Origin of the sequence: Streptomyces lydicamycinicus, from assembly GCF_000829715.2 — a bacterium.
Classification (GTDB): Bacteria; Actinomycetota; Actinomycetes; order Streptomycetales; family Streptomycetaceae; genus Streptomyces; species Streptomyces lydicamycinicus.
The window spans coordinates 272611-294613 of the sequence record NZ_BBNO01000005.1 but is presented as its reverse complement, the minus strand read 5'-3'; the positions used below and the strand labels follow the sequence as shown (position 1 = coordinate 294613).

General features: G+C 71.7%; 17 protein-coding genes. 9 read left to right on the top strand and 8 right to left on the bottom strand.

The features are described 5' to 3' along the window. Positions 1-46 precede the first annotated feature (46 nt). The 3 genes from TU31_RS19025 (at position 47) to TU31_RS19015 (ending at position 2350) form a co-directional block, all read left to right on the top strand. Entirely contained in the window at positions 47-808 is a 762-nt protein-coding gene (locus TU31_RS19025) for a GOLPH3/VPS74 family protein (RefSeq protein WP_042156119.1), read from the top strand. Positions 809-1076: 268 nt separating this feature from the next. Further along, positions 1077-1943, top strand: a complete 867-nt coding sequence (locus tag TU31_RS19020; RefSeq protein WP_042156117.1) for a helix-turn-helix domain-containing protein — start codon at positions 1077-1079, stop codon at positions 1941-1943. 197 nt (positions 1944-2140) lie between these two features. Then, positions 2141-2350 (top strand): DUF397 domain-containing protein, encoded by a 210-nt coding sequence (locus TU31_RS19015; protein WP_042156639.1) that lies wholly within the window; start codon positions 2141-2143, stop codon positions 2348-2350. Between the two features lie 141 nt (positions 2351-2491). On the opposite strand, the gene TU31_RS19010 is transcribed toward TU31_RS19015, so the two are convergent. Next, a complete protein-coding gene (locus TU31_RS19010; protein ID WP_245698597.1) occupies positions 2492-3373 on the bottom strand; it encodes a hypothetical protein in 882 nt (293 codons plus the stop codon). Between the two features lie 255 nt (positions 3374-3628). On the opposite strand from TU31_RS19010, the gene TU31_RS19005 reads away from it, so the two are divergent. Continuing rightward, the gene (locus TU31_RS19005; RefSeq protein WP_042156636.1) at positions 3629-4852 is read left to right on the top strand and encodes an aminotransferase-like domain-containing protein; all 1224 of its coding nucleotides are present in this window, start codon (positions 3629-3631) and stop codon (positions 4850-4852) included. A gap of 187 nt (positions 4853-5039) precedes the next feature. Next, the gene (locus tag TU31_RS19000; RefSeq protein WP_042156115.1) at positions 5040-5825 is read left to right on the top strand and encodes an SDR family oxidoreductase; all 786 of its coding nucleotides are present in this window, start codon (positions 5040-5042) and stop codon (positions 5823-5825) included. Positions 5826-5906: 81 nt separating this feature from the next. Here the strand turns inward: TU31_RS19000 and TU31_RS18995 are convergent, their stop codons facing one another. Then, on the bottom strand, positions 5907-7025 hold the full coding sequence (locus TU31_RS18995; RefSeq protein WP_042156113.1) for an ADP-ribosylglycohydrolase family protein: 1119 nt from the start codon (positions 7023-7025) through the stop codon (positions 5907-5909). Positions 7026-7428: 403 nt separating this feature from the next. On the opposite strand from TU31_RS18995, the gene TU31_RS18990 reads away from it, so the two are divergent. Together TU31_RS18990 and TU31_RS18985 are read left to right on the top strand one after the other, a co-directional pair. Continuing rightward, positions 7429-8388, top strand: coding sequence for a D-2-hydroxyacid dehydrogenase family protein (locus TU31_RS18990; protein WP_042156110.1), 960 nt, complete (start codon positions 7429-7431; stop codon positions 8386-8388). A gap of 349 nt (positions 8389-8737) precedes the next feature. Then, positions 8738-9001: a hypothetical protein gene (locus TU31_RS18985; RefSeq protein WP_018092249.1), complete on the top strand. Its 264-nt coding sequence runs from the start codon at positions 8738-8740 to the stop codon at positions 8999-9001. A gap of 266 nt (positions 9002-9267) precedes the next feature. Here the strand turns inward: TU31_RS18985 and TU31_RS18980 are convergent, their stop codons facing one another. From TU31_RS18980 to TU31_RS18965, 4 genes are all read right to left on the bottom strand, one after another. Then, positions 9268-12759 carry a tetratricopeptide repeat protein gene (locus tag TU31_RS18980; protein ID WP_052718981.1) on the bottom strand — a complete coding sequence of 1164 codons (3492 nt, stop codon included), beginning with the start codon at positions 12757-12759 and terminating at the stop codon, positions 9268-9270. 127 nt (positions 12760-12886) lie between these two features. Next, positions 12887-15532 carry a bifunctional FO biosynthesis protein CofGH gene (locus tag TU31_RS18975; RefSeq protein ID WP_078885850.1) on the bottom strand — a complete coding sequence of 882 codons (2646 nt, stop codon included), beginning with the start codon at positions 15530-15532 and terminating at the stop codon, positions 12887-12889. Positions 15533-15665: 133 nt separating this feature from the next. Next, positions 15666-16064, bottom strand: a complete 399-nt coding sequence (locus tag TU31_RS18970) for a VOC family protein (protein WP_042156103.1) — start codon at positions 16062-16064, stop codon at positions 15666-15668. A gap of 308 nt (positions 16065-16372) precedes the next feature. Continuing rightward, positions 16373-17197: a TIGR03619 family F420-dependent LLM class oxidoreductase gene (locus TU31_RS18965; RefSeq protein WP_042156101.1), complete on the bottom strand. Its 825-nt coding sequence runs from the start codon at positions 17195-17197 to the stop codon at positions 16373-16375. 172 nt (positions 17198-17369) lie between these two features. On the opposite strand from TU31_RS18965, the gene TU31_RS18960 reads away from it, so the two are divergent. Continuing rightward, a complete protein-coding gene (locus TU31_RS18960) occupies positions 17370-18890 on the top strand; it encodes a CehA/McbA family metallohydrolase (protein WP_181018630.1) in 1521 nt (506 codons plus the stop codon). A gap of 127 nt (positions 18891-19017) precedes the next feature. Here TU31_RS18960 and TU31_RS18955 read toward each other — a convergent pair whose 3' ends face one another. Next, entirely contained in the window at positions 19018-19407 is a 390-nt protein-coding gene (locus TU31_RS18955) for a hypothetical protein (RefSeq protein ID WP_042156096.1), read from the bottom strand. A gap of 128 nt (positions 19408-19535) precedes the next feature. Between TU31_RS18955 and TU31_RS18950 the strand changes: the two genes are divergently transcribed. Continuing rightward, positions 19536-20237 carry an AraC family transcriptional regulator gene (locus TU31_RS18950; protein WP_245698596.1) on the top strand — a complete coding sequence of 234 codons (702 nt, stop codon included), beginning with the start codon at positions 19536-19538 and terminating at the stop codon, positions 20235-20237. Between the two features lie 197 nt (positions 20238-20434). Here the strand turns inward: TU31_RS18950 and TU31_RS18945 are convergent, their stop codons facing one another. Continuing rightward, positions 20435-21895 (bottom strand): aldehyde dehydrogenase family protein, encoded by a 1461-nt coding sequence (locus TU31_RS18945; RefSeq protein ID WP_042156093.1) that lies wholly within the window; start codon positions 21893-21895, stop codon positions 20435-20437. Between the last annotated feature and the right edge of the window lie 108 nt (positions 21896-22003).

The following is a 22003-nucleotide window of genomic DNA, read 5'->3' as shown; positions in this document are numbered from 1 at the left end:
ATGTGAGAGGGGTCACCCTGTCATTCATCCACGCGGGGAGGCATGGATGGGCAGGAGCCGCAGAACAATTCCGGAGGAGCTTCTGCTGCTCGCTTTGGACCCGACAACGGGCACCACAGCGCAGCCGCAGTCGCTCGACCTCGGCCTGGCCGGGGCACAGCTAGTAGAGCTGGCTCTGGCAGGACGGATAGCCCCAGACGGGGATCGTATCGCCGTGGTGATGGCACGGCCGACAGGAGATCCAACTCTGGACTCCGCGCTCGAACTGCTGCGCCGACGCGGCAGTCCGGTGCGCGCGGTCCACTGGATCGGCGGGCCCCGACTGGGGCTGCGCCAGACCTACCTCACACATCTCGAACGGTGCGGCATGGTGCATGCCGTGGCGGGACAGATGTGCGGGGTGCTGCCGACGACGCGCTACCAAGCGACGGAGACGGCCATCAGCCGGGAAATCAGGGCCCGGCTGGACAACGCGATCCGCACCGGCGTACCCCCGGACCCGCGGACCGCGGCGCTCGCCGCGCTGGCCCATGCGGTCGGCCTCGGCAAGCATCTGTATCCAGGGAACGAAGGGCGGTCATCGCGCTCCCGTCTCCGGGATCTGATCCGGCACGACCCGATGGGCGGGCTGGTCGCACACGCCGTCATGGATGTGCAGAACGGTGTCGCGGCACAGCCCCGGAGGCAGCAGGCGGCCGCCGCGGGACCGGTCCGGCAGCCGGCGGCACGGGCCACGGCGGACCCGGCCGGCGCGCCGGTCCAGTCGCGGCACGGCCACGGCCGGATGGCCCGGGTAGGCGCCCGCTGACGCCGTAGAACGCCGTACGACCTCTCGCACCACCCAGCGCAGCACTCGTACCACGCATCACCCGCACCACCCGTCCCCAAAGTCCCGTACGGGAGCCGCAGCAACAGGCGCGGGGTGACGGACCGACCGTTCCAGAAAACGGCCGGCCCGCCACCCCGCGCATCTGCTCGCTCGCCTTCTGTGTGCATTTCACTGCGCGGCGTCACCCCGGAGTGGCAGTCTGCTGAACAGAAAACGACAGCAGCACGGAGCCGGAGGTGCACGTCCCGTGGCGTCCAATGTCAATCCCACCGTCAGGCGACGCCGATTGGGCCAGGAGCTACGAAGGCTCCGTGAGCTCAAAGGCATGACGGCGGAAGAGGTGGCCGAGCGGCTGCTGGTTTCCCAGTCGAAGATCAGCAGACTGGAAAACGGCCGCCGCAGCATCAGTCAGCGCGATGTCCGCGATCTGTGCGGGGTCTACGAGGTCGAAGACCACCGCATTGTGGATTCACTGATGCAGATGGCCAAGGATTCGCGTCAGCAGGGTTGGTGGCACGCCTTCGGCGACATCCCCTACAGCGTCTACATCGGCCTGGAGACCGAGGCGGCCTCGCTGCGGATTTACGAGTCCCTGCTCGTGCCCGGTCTGCTACAGACCCCCGGCTACGCCGAGGCGGTCATCCCCGGCACGGTCCCCGAGCTGGCGTCCGACCACCTGGAGAAGCGCATCCAGGTGCGGATGCGCCGCCAGGAGCGGGTCACCGATCCCGAGCGCCCGCTGCGGCTGTGGGTGGTGCTGGACGAGAGTGCGCTGCGGCGGGTGGTCGGCAGCCATCTGATCATGCGCGAGCAACTGGACCATCTCGTCGAGATGAGCCAATTGCCGCATGTGACGGTGCAAGTTCTGCCGTACGACACCGGTGCGCATGCCGGAATGTCGGGAACCTTCTCCATCCTGGAATTCGACGACGCCGCCGATTCCAGCGTGGTGTACATCGAGGGCGTCACCAGTGACCTCTATCTGGAGAAGACCAACGATGTGCACAAATACACGATCATGTACGAGCATTTGCGTGCGCAGGCGTTGAGCGCGGAGCACAGCAGGGAGTTCATCGCCGCTGCGGCGAAATCGCATGCGGACGCCATGGGATGACATCCCCCAGGAAGTCAATGGCGCGGAATCCAGGATTCCGGTGAATGGGATCGCACGGTACACCTGCCGTCGCTCCCGTGAAAAGAGATCAAGAAATATGCCCTTCGTACGGGTGAACGGCCTCTGCGGCTGGTGATGTTGGCGCGTAGCGTCGTCAGTACCGAATCCCCGGTAACTCAGAGTGAGCTGGAGTGATCATGGCCGTGCAGCCCAATTCCGCATTCTCCTGGATCAAGTCCTCGTACTCCGGTGGCAACGGCGCTTGCGTGGAAATCGCCGTGCCGACCGCCGCAGCCATCGCGGTGCGCGACTCCAAGGACCCCGAGGGTCCGCGCCTCACCTTCGACAACTCCTCCTGGCGCCACTTCGTGTCGGACGTCGCCGGTGGCGCGTTCGACGCGGCGTGATCTGAGCCGTCACCGTCCGCAATTCGCAGTTGTGAGCCCTCTCGACTGGATCGCCGTCCCGGCCGAGGGGGCTCGGCCATGCCCGGGCTCCCCGTTCCGGCGGGCCGGCGGCCGTCCGTGTACGACCGCCGGCGACGTCCGTCAGCGCAGCTCGGACACATAGCGGTCCGTCCCGGGCACGGTCGGCAGAAATGGCGCCACCAGCTCCACCCGCCCCAGCCCCGACTCCGCGACCTCCTCCTCCAGGCCGGCGAACTGCTCCGGCCAGCCTTCGCGCGGGTCCTGCTGGAGGAACCACAGCAGGGTCAGCCGGGTGTCGACGCCCTCGACCTGCCGCACATACGACATCCGGTCCCCCGGCAGCGGCGTCGGGCGGAAGACCGTGACCATCGCGGCCGGGGAACCCGCCAGCCGCCGCGGCAGATGCCGGGCGCAGAGCCACTCCAGCAGCTGGTCCCGCCGTTCCGGGCCGTCCGTGTCGATCACCTCCAACACCAGCCCGGCGTACGGGTGGTCCAGTGCGTGGAAGTCGCGGGGGCCCGCCGCACCGTCCCGGTACACCGTCGCCAGGTGGTCCTGGAAGGCCGTGAAGACATGGGTACGGTCCTGGTAGACCCGGCCGTCCCGGTTGAGGCGCTTGTTGATGCCGACGGTCCACTTCATGTGCTCGTCGTAGCGGCCCGCGGTGATCCAGTACGTGGAGAGATAACAGCCCGCCGTGACCGGCCGGGCGACGGCGGACTTCTCGGGGCGGCGCAGCAGTTGCAGCTCGCGGGTGGCGACCCAGCGGCGGCCGGCGAAGATCCACGGCATCGCCATCGCGCCCGCGATGTAGTGGTCGTCCTCGTACCAGCGGTTGTAGGCGTATTCATGGCCGGGGTGCGGTTCGACCATGGTGATCAGCGCATGTCCGGGGTGCACACCGTAGGGGCCGACGGCGGCCAGCTCGGCATAGGCGGCGGGCCCGGTGCCGGCGGCTGCGGCGGTGGCGACCTCTGGCGCTCGTTCGCTGTCTGCGGTCATGACAGACAGGTGTAGCTGACGAGCCGTCAGGTGGGGAGGGGTGGTGCGCGAAATCGTCAGGCATCGCGCGCGCGGGACCGCCCCTGCCCAGACGCAGCCCCGGCCCCGCAGCCCCCGTCCGCATCCGCCCCCGTGTCCCCGCCCGCCCCGGCTCATCATCCGGTCACCCCTGCGCCCCGCCCCCCGGACGCTTAAGCTGCCGGGCATCTGTGGCCGGCGGTGGTTGCGCGCAGAACACGAGCGATGGGAGTCGTCATGGCGGACGCGATACTTGGCCACGCTGTTGCCCCCGTTCCCGGGCTTGCTGCCCGGGCGGCGCGGACCGGGAGTTCGCCGGTGCGGGACATCCTGGCGCTCACCGCCCGGCCGGAGGTCATCTCGTTCGCGGGTGGGCTGCCCGCGCCCGAGCTGTTCGATGCGGAGGGGCTGGCGGCCGCGTTTCAGCATGTGCTGGCGGAGGATCCGCTGCGGGCGCTTCAGTACTCCACCAGCGAGGGCAGTCCGGCACTGCGGGCGGCCGTCGCGGCGCGCACCACCGCGCGTGGGCTGGCCACCGACGCCGACGACCTGCTGGTGACCACCGGCTCGCAGCAGGGACTGACGCTGCTGGCCGGCGCCCTGTTGGAGCCGGGGGACGTGGTGCTGGTCGAGGACCCCTGTTACCTCGCGGCGCTACAGATCTTCTCCCTCGCCGGTGCCCGGGTGGTGCCGGTGCCGACCGACGACGAGGGGCTGGACCCGGTCGCGCTGGACGAGATCACCGCGCGGGAGCGGCCCAAGCTCCTCTATGTCGTGCCGACCTTCCAGAACCCGACCGGCCGCACGCTGTCCGCCGAGCGCCGGGCCGCGGTCGCCGAGGTCGCCGCCCGGCGCGGGCTGTGGATCGCCGAGGACGACCCGTACGGTGAGCTGCGTTTCGAGGGCGAGCCGGTGCCGTGGATCGCGTCGTTCCCCGGGGCCGAGGACCGTACGGCGCTGCTCGGCTCGTTCTCCAAGGTGATGGCGCCCGGTCTGCGGCTGGGGTCGCTGCGCGCGCCGGCCGCGCTGCGGCGCGCGTGTGTCATCGCCAAGCAGGCCGCCGATCTGCACACCTCCACCGTCGACCAGGCCGCGGCGGCCCGGTACTTGGCGGTCGCGGACCTGGACGCGCATCTGCTGCGGGTGCGCGACGCCTACCGTGAGCGGCGGAACGCGCTGGTCGACGGGCTGGCCGCGGCGCTGCCCGAGGGCTCGCGGTGGAACCGGCCGGCGGGCGGCATGTTCGTGTGGGCGACGCTGCCGGCGGGGTATGACGCGACGGCGCTGCTGCCCGAGGTGGTGCGGCATGACGTCGCGTACGTGCCCGGCGCGCCGTTCTTCGCCGGGCCGCCGGACGCCACGGCCGTCCGGCTGTCGTTCGTGACGCACTCCCCGGAGGAGATCCGCGAGGGGCTCGGCCGGCTCAGGAAGGCGCTGGAGGGGGCGCGGCGGCGCGGCTGAGCGCCGGGGGCGTCCGCGGGCCCAGTGGCGTCCCCTGATGACGAAGTGCCCTAGGGGAAGACAACCCCTGGGGCCGACTGCCCCTGCGCGGCTCCGTCTTGGCGAACGGCTCTGGTCTTCCCGGGGTGCCGGGCCTAATCTGACGCTCCATCAGGAGTCAGCTGGGCGGCCCGGCCGGGAGGCACACATGCTGCTGCGGAACAAGACCGTCGTCATCTCGGGCGTAGGCGCCGGGCTCGGCCATCAGGTCGCGGCGGCCTGTGTACGGGAGGGCGCCTCGGTGGTGCTGGGGGCCCGTACGGAGGCGACTCTCGCCAAGTCGGCGGCGCAGCTGGACGCTTCGGGCGCACGTACGGCCTGGCGGGTGACGGATATCGGCGACGAGGCGCAGTGCGCGGCGCTGGCCGCGCTGGCCGTGGAGCGGTTCGGCGGGATCGACGCGGTGGTCCATGTCGCCGCCCTGGACTCGCTGTTCGGGGGCCTGCGGGATGCCGACTTCGACTCCTGGCACCGCGTCGTGGACGTCAATCTCTTCGGCACGCTGCGGATGACCCGCGCCTGTCTGCCGTCGCTCACGGCGCGCGGCGGCGGCTCGGTGGTGCTGATCGGCACCCAGTCGTCGGTCGCCGCGCCGTCACAGGTCCAGCAGGCGGCGTATGCGGCGTCCAAGGGCGGGCTGGTCTCTGCGATGTACTCACTGGCGCGCGAGCTGGGGCCGGACCGCATACGGGTCAACACCGTGCAGCCCGGGTGGATGTGGGGCCCGCCGGTGGAGGCGTACGTACGCATCCAGGCGCAGCGCGAAGGCGTCCCGGAGTCCGAGGTGCTGGCCCGGCTCACCGAACGGATGGCGCTGCCCGAGTTGGCGACGGACGCGGACGTGGCCGAGACCGTGGTCTTCCTGGCCTCCGACCGGGCGCGCGCCATCACGGGGCAGTCGCTGCTGGTCAATGCGGGGGAGTTGATGCGGTAGGCGGGGCGGGGGCGCCTCGACGTCGCGGGGGTGCCTCGACGTCGCCGGGGCGGCCCCTGAGCCTCTGCCTTTGCGGCCGCCCTACGCGCGCGGGTAACGGGCGAGCCAGCCCGGCGACGATCCGCCCGGGCCGTGCAGCGCGGCGCCCTGCGTCATCTCCATCGAGAAGTCGTCGGCCAGCTGAAGGATCGTGTCCCGGCCCTCCAGCTCGACCAGCCAGACCGGCGGCAGTGCCGTCTCGCCGTGCAGGGTGCCCAGCAGATTGCCGCAGATCGCGCCGGTGGAATCGCTGTCCCCGCCGTGGTTGACGGCCAGCAGGAGGCCGTGCCGGATGTCCTCGGCGACCAGTGCGCAGTACACGCCGATCGACAGCGCCTCCTCGGCCGTCCAGCCCTCGCCCAGGGACTCGACCCGGGCGGGCGTCGGCATGCCCTGCCGTACGGCGCCGAGCGCCCGCTTGAGGGCGTCGGTGGTCTCCTCGTGGCCGGGGCGGGTGGCCAGATGGGCCAGCGCCTTCTGTACGGCGCTGTCGAGGTCCTCACCACGGGCCAGCGAATGGCTGATCACCGCGAACGCGCCGGCCGCCAGATAGCCGGTGGGGTGGCCGTGCGTCTGCGCCGCGCACTCGACGGCCAGCTGGAAGACCAGCTGTGGCTCCCAGCCGACCAGCAGCCCGAACGGCGCGGAGCGCATCACCGCGCCGCAGCCCTTCGAGTCCGGGTTCTTGGGGCTGTCGAGCGTGCCCATCACCTCGTCGCCGAGACCGCTCAGACACGCCCGGCCCGGCGCCCGCCGGGAGTACAACCACTCCTCGCGGGCGAGCCAGCCGTCGTCCTTCCTGCGCTCGTCCGGTCCCCAGTCGCGCTGGGTGGCGGACCAGCGCAGATAGGCGCGGTGGACGTCGGTGGGCGGATGCCAGGCGCCGGTGTCGCGGCGTACCTGGGCCCGGATCAGGCCGTCGACGGTGAACAGCGTCATCTGGGTGTCATCGGTGACCGCGCCGCGCCGCCCGTAGGCGGGGACCAGATCGGTCACGCCCTCTTGGCCGTGCGCCTTACGGATCGCGTCGAGCGAGTCGAATTCGATACCGGCACCGAGCGCATCGCCGATGGCGCCGCCGAGCAGACAGCCGCGTACCCGGCTGCGGAAATCCTGCTGCTCCGCGCGCCCCCAGATGGCGCCGCCGCCCACTGCGCTCATGCCGAAACCTCGCTCCGCTCGGCCTCGCATTCGCGCGGCGCACACCTCTGAACGGCACGCTCGCTGCGCTCGCTCACTGCGCCCTCCTGAAGCTCACTACGTCCCGGGGCCCTGCGGGGCCCCTGGCGCAGCACTGTAATCGACCGAGAATGATCAATTTTTGGCCAGGAGGTTATTGCGAATAGTCATTCGTAAGGAGGCTTTTGGCCGGTAGCGTCCGATGGGTGCGGGGTCGGGTGGTGGATTCGGGGTCGGGTGGTGGGTCCGGGGTGGGGTGGTGGGTGCGGGGTCGGGTGGCGGGTGCGGGGTCGGGCGGGGGCACCCCTCCCTGATCGTCACCATCCCCTCCTTCCCCCTGACCACCGTCCGGCCATCCACCACCCACCCTCTAGGGAGATCCCCCATGACTCCGCGCTGCGCCGTACTCGACGACTACCAGGGTGTGGCCCTCTCCATGGCCGACTGGTCCGTGCTGGCCGATGCCGTGGACGTCCGCACGCTGCGGCAGCCCTTACGCTCCGAGGACGAGGTGGTCGCGGCGATCGGCGACTGCGAGATCGTCGTGGCGATGCGTGAGCGCACCCCGTTCCCGGCCTCGCTGCTGGCCCGGCTGCCGCGCCTCCGGCTGCTGATCACCTCCGGAATGCGCAATGCCGCCATCGATCTGGCGGCCGCCGCCCGGCACGGCGTCACCGTCTGCGGTACGTCCAGCAACACCGAGCCGCCCGTCGAACTGACCTGGGCGCTGATCCTCGGGCTCGCCCGCAACATCACCACCGAGAGCGCGGCGATGCGCACCGGCGGGCCCTGGCAGAGCACCCTTGGCGCCGATCTGCACGGCCGTACGCTCGGGCTGCTCGGCCTGGGCAAGATCGGCACCCGGGTCGCACGGATCGGCCAGGCTTTCGGTATGAACGTGACCGCGTGGAGCCCGAATCTGACCGCCGAACGGGCCGCGGAGACGGGCGTACACGCCGCCGCCGACAAGGTAGAGCTCCTGGAGACCAGCGATTTCGTCTCCGTCCACCTCGTCCTCGGCGAGCGCACCCGCGGCCTGCTCGGCCCCGGCGAACTCCGCCGTATGCGGCCCACCGGCTGCCTCGTCAACACCTCGCGCGCCGCCATCGTCGACCAGCCCGCGCTGCTCCGGGCGCTGCGCGAGAACTGGATCGCCGGCGCCGGCCTGGACGTCTTCGACCACGAGCCGCTGCCCGACGATCACCCACTGCGCACCCTCCCGAACGTGCTGGCCCTCCCCCACCTCGGCTATGTCACCCGCCGCAATTACGAGGGCTACTTCCCACAAGCGGTCGAAGACATCACGGCCTTCCTGGCGGGCAGCCCGATCCGTCAACTGGGCTGAGGCAGCACCGGTCATCCGGACGTGGGACCCGCCCTGGGGGCCGGGGCCGACCGACCTCACCCGGCCGCTCCCGGCCACACGGAGCGTGCCACCGCACCGGGCCGCCGGGCCTCGACCGACGCCTTCGTCCCGGGGGCCCTCGGTCGGTCCCCCCATCGGTTCGGGCGCGCAGTCGTGCCCGTCCCCGCCCTTCTCCTCGTCTTCGTCCTCGCCCTCGCCCTCGTCCTCCTTCCCGCCCTCGTCCCACTGGATGTCCGGCGCCACCCCCGTCTCGCCTTCCCCTCGCGCCCCCGCCTGGGCGGGCATCCGTTCGATGATGGCGGCGGCGCCCGTTGGGCATGCTCTCCCCATGTCCGAGTACGAGTGGGATCGCACCACCATGGCTGTCGTCGCCTCCGCGCTCTCCGGAGACAGCGACGGCGCGGTGGAACTCCTTCGGCCGCTCCCCCAGAGCGATGTGTGCCATATCGCCGTACGGCTCGCCGCCATGGCCGCCGACGCCCTGATCGTCGCCGCCCAGGACAGCGGAGGGGACCGCGAGGAGGCCCTGTCGCAGTGGCAGCAGTGCATCCTTCAGCACGAGGCGGAGTACGAGGGCGGAGTGGGGGATTGAGCACCGGGGGCCATGGCCGCGGACGCTGAGCTGTCTTGGTGGGTGGCATGGGCGGGGATGGTGGCAGGGTTCGGGTCGGTGGCGCGGTCCCGGGCGGTGGCGCGGCCCCGGGCGGTGGCAGGTCCCGGACGGTGATAGGTCCCGGGTCGGGTCCGGCTCAGTGGACGCCAGGGGTGGTAGCGATCCCCCGGGGGCGTCTGATCACCTGCGGCTGACCGTGCGCCCGGGCCGCTGTCACTCCGGGGCGCCGTCACCCCGGGGCGCCGTCACTCCGGGGCGCCAGCTGCCACCCGCAAGTGGCGTATCAGCCCGCTGCGTATCGCCTCCAGCCGCTCGGTATCCGCGCCCGGCAGGCGCACGAGATCCCGCAGCCCCAGTTCGGTCTCGGCAACGGCCTCCCAGGAGCCGCCGTCCAACAGTTCCGCTATGAGGGCCTCGGCACCCGACCAGTCGCCTAGAGCACATCGAACCAGGACGGCGACGGACTCCGGCGATATGAGAGCCGTCTCCAGGAGTGGGGTTGGGGCGGAGGGGGCGTTGCTGCCGTGCAGAGGGGCGGCCCGGTCGGGGTTGGGGGTGATGTGCCGCCCGCGTTCGTTGGCAACCACGGCCCCAGACGTGGCCCCGGCCCCTGACGCAGCCGCGGCCGCGGCCCCTGACACAGCCGCGCTCGTGGTGCCGGCCCCTCTCGCCAGCCCACCGCCACGCATGGCGGCAAGCAGCGACGCCTCGTATCGAACAACCAGGCCGGCGTCCGAGTCGTCGCCCGAGCCGGCATGCATCGCCTCCCGGGCGGCCTCGATCGCCTCGCGTGCCGCGTCCAGGTGGCCGGTCCGGCGGAGGCAGCCGGCCTTGAGGGACAGGAGGGTGGCGGTGGCGGACGGGCCGGTGTCGGCAAGGGCGCGGTTGAAGTCGGCGAGGGCGCGGGGAGTATCGCCTCGTAGGAGGTGGGTCTTGCCGCGGCGGGCGAGGGTGTGGGTGGGGGCGTCACCGAGTTCGAGGGCTCGGTCGAAGTCCGTGAGCGCTTCGGTCAGTCGGCCGGTGAGCAGGTTGATCGTCCCGCGGGTGGCTGTGAACCGGCTCGAATCGGGGGTGAGGCGTACGGCGGTGGAGAGGGCGGAGCGGGCTTCCTCGATGCGGCCCAGAGCCGTCAGCGCCAGGGCGCGTTGCCAATGGGTGTGGCCGTCCCCGGGGTCCAGGGCGATCGACCGGTCGAGGTCCGTGAGGGCCTGTTCGTAGCGGCCCAGGTGGCCGCGCACCGCGCCCCGCAAGCCCCACACCCTGGCGTCGTCCGCGTGGAGTTCCAGGGATCGGTCAAGGGCGGCCAGTGCCTCGTCGTGGCGGTCCAGGGCGTGCAGTGCGGTAGCGCGGGCGCGGTGGGCCCAGGCGTAGTCGGGGTCGACGGCGAGGGACCGGTCGGCCTCCAGGAGCGCTTGCTCATGCCGCCCGCTCTCCAGGCAGGTGTGGCAGCGCTCCGCCCATACCCAGGGGTCGTTCGGCTGGAGTTCGGCCGCGCGCCCGAGGGCGTCGAGGGCTTCGTCGTGGCGACCCATCACCCGCAGGGTGATCCCACGGCGGGCGTGGGCCCAGACGTAGGCGGGATTGACGGCGAGGGCGCGGTCGAACTCGGCCAGGGCCAGCTCGTACTGTCCCGTGTCGCGGTAGGTGGCGCCCCGTTCGGCCATTGCCCAGGCGTAGTTCGCGTTGATCTCGATGGCGCGCTCCAGGCCCGTCAGCGCTTCCTCGTGGCGGCCGAGGCGGCGCAGACAGACGGCGCGGCTGGCGATGCTGAAGGCGTGGCGGGGGTGCTGGGCCAGGGCCCGGTCGAACTCGGTGATGGCCTGCTCGTAGCTGCCCTGGAGGCGATGGGCCTCGCCGAGTTGGGAGGCGGCTTCCAGGGAGTCCGGGGTGATCTCCAGGGCACGGGTGTAGTCCTCGGCGGCGCGCTCGAAGCAGCGCATATAGCGGTGGGTCAGACCGCGGCCGAGCAGGGCGGAGGCGTTGTGCGGGTCGAGTTCCAGGCAGCGGTCGAAGTCGGCGAACGCCTGTTGCCAGGCCTCGGCCTTGCGGTGTTCGCGGCCCCGGACGCGGTGGATACGGGCCTGCCCCTGCACATCGAGGCCCGGGTGACCGAGCAGCGCGGTGAGCATCGCGATCAGCCCGCCGCCGTCCTCGGTGAGCGCGGTGATCAGGCGGTCGCCCCAGTCGCCGACCTCCGGGGCGCCGGCGTCCTCACCGGCCTGGCGGATGGTCTCCACGACTCTGCGCACGGCGGCCGGCGCGTGTTCGGCGGCGTCCAGGGTGTCGGACAGCGCCGGGGTGAGGGACGCCTGCGGGTCCGCACAGAGGGAGTGGTAGATCTCCCGCAGCCGGTGGTCCAGTTGGCGTTCGTGTGACCAGGAGTCCGCGGGGTTCGCGTGGGGCGTGTGGTCCGTGCGGTGGCGCCGGGCGGCCTCGGCGAGTTGGCGGTGCCGGACCGTCCAGGTCTGCGGTGATCTACGGCGCTGGAGGCGCAGCATCGCCGTCCGCACCACCTCGTGGTACTGCCATCGCCCGGCCCGGTCGGTGACGAACGGGAGCCCGCACAGCCAGCCGAACTGTTCGGCGGCGGCCGGGTCCACCGCGGCCCGGAAGATGTCCTCGTCCACATGGCGCGGCAGGGCGGCCGCCAATGCGGCTTCCCGGCGCACCGGGTCCGTCTCCCATTTCAGAAAGCGCTCGACGGCGGTGTCACTGGGGTCGTCGACGGCCTCGACGGCGCGCGGGCGGTTCTCGGCGAGGGTGGAGACCAGCACCGGAAGGCCGCCGGACAGCCGCAGGATCACCTCGACGACGCGCTCGTCGGTGATGTCCCTGGTCGCCAGGAACTGGCGTGCCTCGTCCTCGGTGAAGGCATCCAGCGGCAGATCCGTCACGCAGTCCAGGCAGTCGGCCCAGCACCGGCGGTCCAGGGCGGTCCGGCCGGCCAGCGTCACCACCACGTTGGGCGCCAGCGGGCCGTAGCGATCGCTGACCAGGACGTCACGCAGCCAGATGTCGAGCAGCGGGCCCGTCCGCTCATAGGTGTCGAAGAAGAGCGCCACCGAGGGCGACTCGTCCGCGACGGCGCTCACTTCACGCACGAAGACGGGCGTCAGGACCTCCAGCGGCGCCATCACCAGCTGCACCTCGTCATGGCTGCGCAGCCGGGCGCTGAGCAGACCGCGCAGCCGGTCGGCGCCGCGCGCCACCTGGCGGGCGTCCAGCCCTCCGGTGAGGGCGCCGACGCCGGGTAACAGCCCCAGGCCGGCCAGCCCGGCCTGGGCGGCGATCATGCTGCCGGGCGAGGGCGCGGCCCCCTGGGGGTCGTCCTGGTCCGCCGGGCCGGGCGCTGCCTCCGCGGCGACAGCCGCCGCTTCGGCCTCGTGGCGCCGCTCCCGGTAGGTGGTGAGCAGCTTGTCGAAGACCTTCAAGGGGTGGCCCTGCGCGGCGAGTTGACCGCTGATGGCCGCCATCGCCTCGGGGACGTCGTGCACCGTCTCGTCGACATACGCGGTCGGCGCGCCCTGCTCGCGCGCGGTCTCCTCGAACTGCCGGACCAGTGATGTCTTGCCGACGCCCGCCTGGCCGTGCACATGGAAGAGGAACTGGTGCGCCGGATCCTCCACCGCGCGGGCGAAGTTGTCCCGGAACGCGGCGATCTCGCCGCGCCGCCCGACAAACCCCTCCCGCCGCCGGAGCCGGATCAGCTCCTGCCGCGAGAGCCTGCTGCGTGCCATCGATTCCACCCCCTCCGCCCCGGCGATTGCCGCGGTGCCGGCTTTTCTGCCCTGCTCCCGCAGATTAGCCGCCGGCGGCGGGGCGCGAAGCGGGCTGTGGATAACCGCGGATTCCGGCCCCCACCGGCTACTCCACGACCGGCAGCAGCTCCGGCAGATGTCCGTCCGACGCGAGGGCGGCGGCCTGGCGTTCCTCGGTGACCGGGGCGTAGGTCGTGGTGCGGGGGCGGGCCGGGCGGCCGGCCCGGTCGGCGATGGCGATGAGGTCCTGGATGGAGCGGTACGAGCCGTAACTCGAACCCGCCATCCGGGAGATGGTCTCCTCCATCAGGGTGCCGCCCAGATCGTTGGCGCCGGAGCGCAGCATCTCGGCGGCACCGTCCGCGCCGAGCTTGACCCAGCTGGTCTGGATGTTGGTGATATGCGGGTGCAGCAGCACCCTGGCCATGGCCGTCACCGCGCGGTTGTCACGGGTGGTGGGGCCGGGGCGGGCGATACCGGCGAGGTAGACGGGGGCGTTGGTGTGGATGAAGGGGAGGGTGACGAACTCCGTGAAGCCGCCGGTCTCCTGCTGGATTTCGGCGAGCAGGCGGAGGTGGCCCAGCCAGTGGCGGGGCTGGTCGACATGGCCGTACATCATCGTCGAGGAGGAGCGGATGCCCAGCTCATGAGCGGTCTTGATGACCTCGACCCAGGTGGCGGTGGGCAGCTTGCCCTTGGTGAGGATCCAGCGGACCTCGTCATCCAGGATCTCGGCGGCGGTGCCGGGGATGCTGTCCAGACCGGCGGCCTTGGCCTCGCTGAGCCACTCGCGGACGGACAGCCCGGTGCGTGTCGCACCGTTGACGACCTCCATGGGCGAGAAGGCGTGCACATGCATGCCGGGGACGCGTTCCTTGACGGCGCGCGCGATGTCGAAGTAGGCGGTGCCGGGCAGGTCGGGGTGGATGCCGCCCTGCATGCAGACCTCCACCGCGCCCACGTCCCAGGCCTGTTGGGCGCGGTCGGCGACCTGGGAGAGGGAGAGGGTGTAGGCGTCGGCGTCCGTGCGGCGCTGGGCGAACGCGCAGAAGCGGCAACCGGTGTAGCAGACGTTGGTGAAGTTGATGTTCCTGGTGACGATGTAGGTGACGTCGTCACCCACGGTGTCGCGGCGCAGCTCGTCGGCGACGGTGCAGAGCGTGTCCAGGGCCGGCCCGTCGGCGTGCAGCAGCGCCAGGGCCTGCGCGTCGGTGAGCCGGGTGGGGTCGTCGGCGGCCTGCGCCAGGGCCTGGCGTACGTCGGAGTCGATGCGCTCCGGTGCCATCCCGGGGGCCGCGGCCTCGCGCAGTGCCTCCCAGTCGCCGTAGACCTCGTCGAAGTCGTCGCGGCGGTCGGCGGTGCGGCCTTCGGTGTCGATGGTGTGGTGCAGGTCCGTACGGCCCGAGGAGCTCATCGTGAAGCCCTCGTCGGGCTCCTGCCAGGGGCGGCCCACCACGGGGGCGTCCTCGATGGCCAGACCCGTCTCCGGGTCGGCGAGGGCGCGGACATGCGGCAGCAGGCGGGGGTCGAGCCAGGGCTCACCGCGCTGGAGGAACTCCGGGTAGATGGGGAGCCGTTCCCGCAGCTCGAAGCCTGCCGCGGCGCAGCGCTCGGTCAGCTCGTCGATCTGCGGCCAGGGGCGCTCGGGGTTCACATGGTCGCGGGTCAGCGGGGAGACGCCGCCCCAGTCGTCGATCCCGGCGTCGATGAGCAGCTGGTATTCGCCGTCGACCAGGTTGGGCGGTGCCTGGATACGGGTCGAGGGGCCCATGATGTGCCGGGCCACCGCGATCGTCGCGGCCAGTTCCTCCAGTTCGGCGTCCGGCATTCCGCGCATCGCCGTGTCCGGCTTGGCACGGAAGTTCTGCATGATCAGTTCCTGGATGCCGTGGTAGGCGCGCTGGATACGGCGCAGCGCGAACAGGGACTCGGCGCGCTCCTCGTATGTCTCGCCGATGCCGATGAGCAGCCCGGTGGTGAAGGGGACGTTGGAGCGGCCGGCGTCCTCCAGGACACGCAGCCGGACGGCCGGTTCCTTGTCGGGCGATCCGTAGTGGGGACCGCCGGGCTCGCTCCACAGCCGCTCGGCGGTCGTCTCCAGCATCATTCCCAAGGAGGGGGCGACGGGCTTGAGCCGCTGGAAGTCCGTCCAGGACAGCACCCCGGGGTTGAGGTGCGGCAGCAGGCCGGTCTCCTCCAGGACACGGATGGCCATGGCGCGGACGTACGAGAGCGTGTCGTCGTAGCCGTGCGCCTCCAGCCATTCGCGGGCCTCGGGCCAGCGGTCCTCCGGCTTGTCCCCGAGGGTGAACAGGGCTTCCTTGCAGCCCATTTCGGCGCCTCGGCGGGCGATGTCCAGTACCTCGTCGGGCGACATGAACATCCCGTGGCCGTCCCGGCGCAGTTTGCCGGGGACGGTGACGAAGGTGCAGTAGTGGCACTTGTCCCGGCACAGGCGCGTCAGAGGGATGAAGACACCGCGCGAGTAGGTGATGACCCCCGGGCGGCCCGCGGCCTCCAGGCCGGCGTCCCGCACCCGGGCCGCCGAGGCGCACAGGTCCCTGAGGTCCTCGCCGCGCGCCTGAAGCAGCACCGCGGCCTCGCCGGCGTCCAGCGCGACACCGTCGCGGGCCCGCTTGAGCGCGCGGCGCATCGCGTTCGCCGTGGGGCGGCCCGCGGCGGCGGGGGCGTTCGTTTCGCGGTCGGTCCCTCGGTCGGATGCCTGCTCGGGTACCTGCGCGCTGGAAGTCATCCTCCGAGCATACGAGCGCCCACCGACAGCCCCGCCGCCGGAGAAGAGGCCGTTGATGTGCCGCTGATCACTGCGGACGGAGGTTCCGTCAGGGCAGGGAGAGGGCACTTCCCGCCGGCGGCGCACCGCACGCTTACATGCTTGCCAGCAGCTCGTCGGAGTACGTCCTGGTCAAGAACTCCATGTTGTGGCCGTCGGGGTCAAGGATGTAGACACCGCGGCCGCCGTCGTGGTGGTTGATCTCCTGAGGCTTGGTGTGCATGGGGTCGGCCCAGTAGGAGAGTCCGCGCTCCTGTATGCGGCCGAAGATCCCGTCGAACTCCTCCTCGGTCACCAGGAACGCATAATGCGTCGGGACGAATTCGCCGCCTGCGACATGCTCGGCGTAGTCGAGGGCCACCCCGTTGTCCAGCTTGAGGGCGGCGAAGGGGCCGAACGCCTTGGGCTCGGGCGCACCGAGCAGACCGGCCAGGAACCGGGCGGAGGCGAAACGGTCGGTGCTGTGCACGATCGTGTGGTCGAGGCGAGGCATGGGGTCTCCTTGATCTCTGTGGTCCCGTGATCGGCGTGGTCCCCTGATCTGCGGGATCGTCCGGACCGTGGCTCTTCCGGGGCCGTGGACCGTTCTCCTTGGACCGTTGAATGCGGGTGGTTCAACGGACCTCACCTTCGACGCTACGACTGGACGGGGCGGGCGCGAATCGGCCTCCGGGACCGATCCCGGAGGCGAGGGCCGTACACCGCTGGTCCTAGGGCGCGTCCGGCCCGGTCGCCCGCCACCAAGCCCTCCGGCGGCCCGTGCGCCGCCGTCACGCATCCGGTACGGCACGCTGCCGTACGTCACAAGAACTGCGCGAAGTCATCGAGCGTCCGCAGTACCTCCGCCTCCCCGGCCGGCGGCAATTGCAGGACCACCTCTTGCAGTCCCAGCTCGCGGTAGTGCGCCAGCTTCCCCGGTGACGGGTGGACCGCGTACGGGACCACCACCGGTTCACCCGTGCGCCCGGCGTCCGACCACGCCTGCCGTAGTACCGGAAGGGTCTCGGTCAGCCCCCGTCCGCCGATCGGCAGCCACCCGTCCGCGTACGCGGCGATCTGCCCGAAGAGCTTGGGCCCGGCCCCGCCGCCGAGGAGGATGCGCGGCGCGCCGTGGGCCGGCTTGGGGTGCGCGAAGGACGCCCGCACGGACCCGAATGCGCCCTTGTACGCGGTCGGTTCCGCGGCCCACAGGGCGCGCATCAGCGCCACCCGGTCCCGGGTCAGCTCCCGCCGGGTCGACCACTCGACACCGTGGTCGGCGGCCTCTTCGACGTTCCAGCCGTAGCCGATGCCCAGGGTGAAGCGGCCGCCGGAGAGGAAGTCGAGGGTCGCGATCTGCTTGGCGAGGTCGACCGGGTCGTGCTGGGCGACCAGGGTGATGCCGGTGCCGAGGGCGAGCCGCTCGGTGACCGCGGCGGCCTGGCCGAGCGCGATGAACGGGTCGAGGGTGCGGCCGTACTCGCGGGGCAGCGGCTCGCCCATGGGGGCGGGGGTGTCCCGGCTGGCCGGGATATGGGTGTGCTCCGGGAGATAGAGGCCGGCGAAGCCGCGCTGTTCCAGCTCGCGGCCCAGCCGGTCCGGCCGGATCGTCTCGTCGGTCAGGAAGATCGTGGTCGCGATCCGCATGCTGGGAACACCTCCGCGTCGGGCGTGTGCGTGACCGCATGTTGCCTCACCGCCCGACGGTTATCCACAGCCCTTTCGCTCGGTGTCACACCCGCGTACAACAGTTTTCACGCGGTGCGACGAGCGGCCGCGACGCGGCACTCATCCGACACGACATGACGCGGGGGCGGGGATGGAACGACGCGACGTTCTGAGACTTTCGGCGGTTGCGGGCGCGACGGGCGCGCTTACGCTCGGACGTGTGAGCTTCGCCGACGCGGCGTCCGCGGGCGGGCGGTCCGGCGGCGGGCCGGGCGAGCAGACCCGGCGGGTCACCGGCCATCTGCCCACGGGCGCACCCGACTTCGTATATCTGCCGGTCGAAGTGCCGCGCGGGGTGCGCGAAATCGCCGTGGCCTACCGCTACGACAAACCCACCGTCCCGGAGGGCACGGCCGGCAACGCCTGCGACATCGGCATCTTCGACGAACGGGGCACCGACCTCGGCGGCGCCGGCTTCCGCGGCTGGTCGGGAGGGGCGCGTACGGAGTTCTTCCTGCGCGCCGACGAGGCCACCCCCGGCTATCTCCCGGGCCCCGTCAACCCCGGCATCTGGCATATCGCCCTCGGCCCGTACACGGTCGCACCGCAGGGCCTGTCCTACGACATCACGATCACCCTGAAGTACGGCCCCCAGGGGCACACCCCGGCGCCCGTCCATCCGCCCGAGCGCGCCCGGGGCCGGGGCCGCGCCTGGTACCGCGGCGACAGCCATCTGCACTCCGTCCACTCCGACGGCAAACGCACCCCCGCCGAGATCGCCGCGCTGGCCCGCGCCGCCGGGCTGGACTTCATCAACACCTCCGAGCACAACACCACCTCCGCGCACCGTGCCTGGGACGGTCTGTGGGGCGACGACCTGCTGATCCTGACCGGCGAGGAGGTCACCACCCGCAATGGGCACGTGGTCGCGATGGGCACCGACCCCGAGGTCTTCATCGACTGGCGCTACCGGGCCCGCGACAACGCCTTCGGGAAGTACGCGCGTGCCATCCGGCGGGCCGGCGGCCTGGTCATCCCGGCGCATCCGCACGCCACCTGCATCGGCTGCAACTGGAAGTTCGGGCTGAACGAAGCCGATGCGGTGGAGGTCTGGAACGGGCCGTACACCCCCGATGACGAGGTCACCCTCGCCGAGTGGGACAACACCCTGGTCGCCCACACCCAGGGCCGCGCGGACTGGGTGCCGGCCGTCGGCCACAGCGACGCCCATCGCGATCCCGATGTCGTCGGCCTGCCGCAGACCGTGGTGCTCGCCGACGATCTCTCGCGCCGGGCGCTTCAGGACGGCATCCGGGCCGGACGGGTCTGGATCGCCGAGTCGTCGAAGGTCGGCCTGGCGTTCTCCGTCACCGGTGAGCGGGGTGAACACGCCGGAATCGGCGAGCGGCTGGCGGTCTCCCGTACGGCGAAGGTCACCGCCCGGCTGACGGTCTCCGGCACCCCCGGCAGCACGGTCTCCTTCGTCACCGACCAGGGGCGGCTGTACTCCACCGCGCTGCCACCCTCCGGCGACGGCACCGTCAGCTGGCAGACCACCCCGGATCACGCCGCCTACATACGCGCGGAGGTCCGCCACCCCGCAACGACACCGGGCCTGCCGGGCCCCATGGCGGCAATGACCAACCCGGTCTTCCTGGGCCGCCGGGGCTGAGCCCCACCGGGCACGGCGGACGGCGAGCGGCGCCCGGCGTGCCTCGGCGGCAGGAAGCGGCGCGCGGCGACGCACGCGGCGCGCCCTCGCACCGCAACAGCCCCGGCTCCCGCCCCGTACAGGACGCTCAGGCGATCTTCCGCAAGATGAGGAGGGCGGCGACGGCCAGTGCCACGATCGCCGCTGTGTCGATGCGGGCCACGCGCATCGTGGCGCTGTGGAGACCCGGTGTGGAGTAGGCGAGCAACAGGAACGACCCCATGCTGATCGCTCCGGCGGTGACGGCAGGGAGGTGGAAGGACGGGACGAACGCCGCGCAGAGCAGGGCGAGTCCGACGAGCCCCAGTAAGACGGCCCGGTGACGCAGCAGCACCGTCAGGTCGGCGGAGCCGGGACCCTCGGCCGAAACTCCGTACGCCGTCGTGATCTGCGACGGCGCGAACGCGACGAGGCCGGGGAGGAGGTTCACCAAGCCCACGAGGAGGAGCAGAGCGGTGGTGACGCGGTCGAGCCACATGTGTCATTCCAAAGGGTGGGAAGGGTGGTCGAAGTGCTGGCTAGCATGCCTGCATGCCATCAGTGCCGCTTTCAGAAACGTGCGGTGCTCCGGCTGCGCTGTGGTTGTGGCCCGGTCAGGCGCTGTACGTGGGACCGTCCCTGGCGCTGGACCTCCACTCCGGCTCGGTGAGCTGTCTGGCGGTCGGTGTGGACGAGGAGTTCACGGTCCAGCTGGAGAACGGCACCCGCCAGGTCGCCCGTACCGCACTGATAGCGGCCCGGGTTCGGCACCGGATCCTCCCCCACGGGAGCCGGATGGCGTTCTGTTACCTGGACCCCGCCTCGCCACGGGAGCGGGCGTGCCGTCGGATGATGAGCGGGAGCGCCGAGCTCGCCCGGGGGCACGGCCACGAACTCCCGCTCACGCGGCTGGCCGCGCGGATGGACGGAAGCACCCCGCTTCCGGCCGCCCTGCGCTGGCTGGACCTCGCCGGTCCGGACGACCGCACGGAGGCCAGGGACCCACGGATCCGGCAAGCCACCTTGCGGCTGGCGGAGGACCCGGGGCAGCAGCTCTCCGCCGAGAAACTGGCGGTGGAGGCCGGCCTGTCCGTATCGACGTTCCTCCGGCTCTTCCGGGCCCAGACGGGGACGACCTTCCGCCGCTACCGCCTGTGGACGCGCATGCTGCGGGTGGCGCTTCTGCTGGAGACCTGGCCGGATCTGAGCACGGCGGCCGTGGAGGCGGGGTTCGCCAGCCCCTCCCATTTCAGCAGCGCATTCCATGCGATGTTCGGTCTCCGGCCCAGCCGGCTCCTGACCCGGGGCGTGACGATCAGAGCAGCGTAGTCCGGGGCGCCGTCGCGGGGTTGGCGGGAGTGGCGGGACCGACAGGACGGGTGGGGCGCACTGACCGCCCGTCGGAGGAGCCCGTGAGTCTCCCTGCCGACGGTCAGCACCACCCGGCCCCACTCACCCCGGCCCAACTCACCCCGGCCCCGCTCACTCCACCCAACTCACCCCGACCCAACTCACCCCAGCCCCGCTCACCCCGGCCAGACGATCGCCTGAAGCTCGCTGTACGCATGCAGCGCGTACGAGCCCACGTCGCGCCCCACCCCGCTCTTCTTGAAGCCGCCGAACGGCGCCTCCATGTTCCGGCCGACCGTGTTCACCCCGACCCCGCCGGCCCGCAGCTGCCGGGCCACCCGGAAGGCCCGGGCGATATCGCCGGACCAGACGTAGTCGATCAGCCCGTAGTCGCTGTCGTTGGCGAGGGCGATCCCCTCGTCCTCCTCGTCGAAGGGCAGGACGACCACGACCGGGCCGAAGATCTCCTCCCGTACGACCCGCATGTCCGGGGTGCAGTCGGCCAGCAGCGTCGGCGCGACATAGAAGCCGCGCTCGGGCGCGGAGGGCCGTTCGCCGCCCGCCACGACCCGGGCGCCCTCCTTTCGGCCCAGCTCCACATACGACTCGATCCGGTCGCGGTGCGCGGCCGAGATCACCGGCCCGACCACCGTGCCCGGCGCGCGCGGATCACCGACCGTCAGCCGCCCGAGGTACCGCGTCAGCCGCTCCACCAGCGCCTCGTACACGCCTCGCTGGGCGAGCACCCGGGTCGGCGCCGTGCAGATCTGTCCGCTGTAGAAGGAGTAGGTCGTGCCGATGCCGGCCACCGCCGAGTCCAGGTCCGCGTCGTCGAAGACCACCGCGGCGCCCTTGCCGCCCAGCTCCATGAGCTGGCGTTTCATCCCGCGGCCGCACACCTCGGCGATGCGCTGTCCGACGGCCGTCGAGCCGGTGAAGCTCACCATGTCCACGTCCGGCGCGTCCACGGCCGCCGCGCCGACCGCCGGGGAGGCTCCGCTGACGACGTTCACGACCCCCGGCGGCGCACCGGCCTCGGCCAGCGCCGCGGCCATCCGGTAGACCGACAGCGGGTCCTGCGGGGCGGGCTTCACCACGACGGTGTTGCCCATCGCCAGCGCCGGGGCGATCTTGCCCGCAGGGTTGGCCCACGGGTTGTTGTACGAGGTGATGCAGGTGACGACGCCGACCGGCTGCCGTACCGCCAGGGCACCGACCACGCCGGCCTTCCCCATCGGCCCCGCCTCGTTGATCTGCGGCGGCAGCCCCTGCTCCACGGGCTCCACAGCCCCCTTCGCATACCGCCGGAAGCGCGCCACCCCCACCGCGACCTGCATACCGCGCGCCGTGCCGGTCGTCGCGCCGCTCTCCGCCTGTGCCACCTCGGCGTGTGCTGCGAAGTCGCGCTGCATCACCTCCGCGGCCCGGTCGAGGATCGCGGCGCGGCGCTGCGGTGGCGTACGGGACCAGGCGGGGAAGGCCTCGGCTGCCGCGGACGCCGCCGCGTACACCTGCTCCCGGCTCGCCTCGGGCGCGAGCCCGACGACCTCCTCCGTCGCCGGGTCGATGACCTCATAGTGGCCGCCGTCGGGCTCGGCCCATTCCCCGCCGATGAACAGCTGTCGTGCGGAGCTCACTTGACGCTCACCGCCACCGGCGCCCGCCCCACGAGCGGCCGTTCACCCCTGCCTCGCGCCACGACCGACACCCCGCCCGCACCCCGCTCCACAACCGTCACCTCAGCC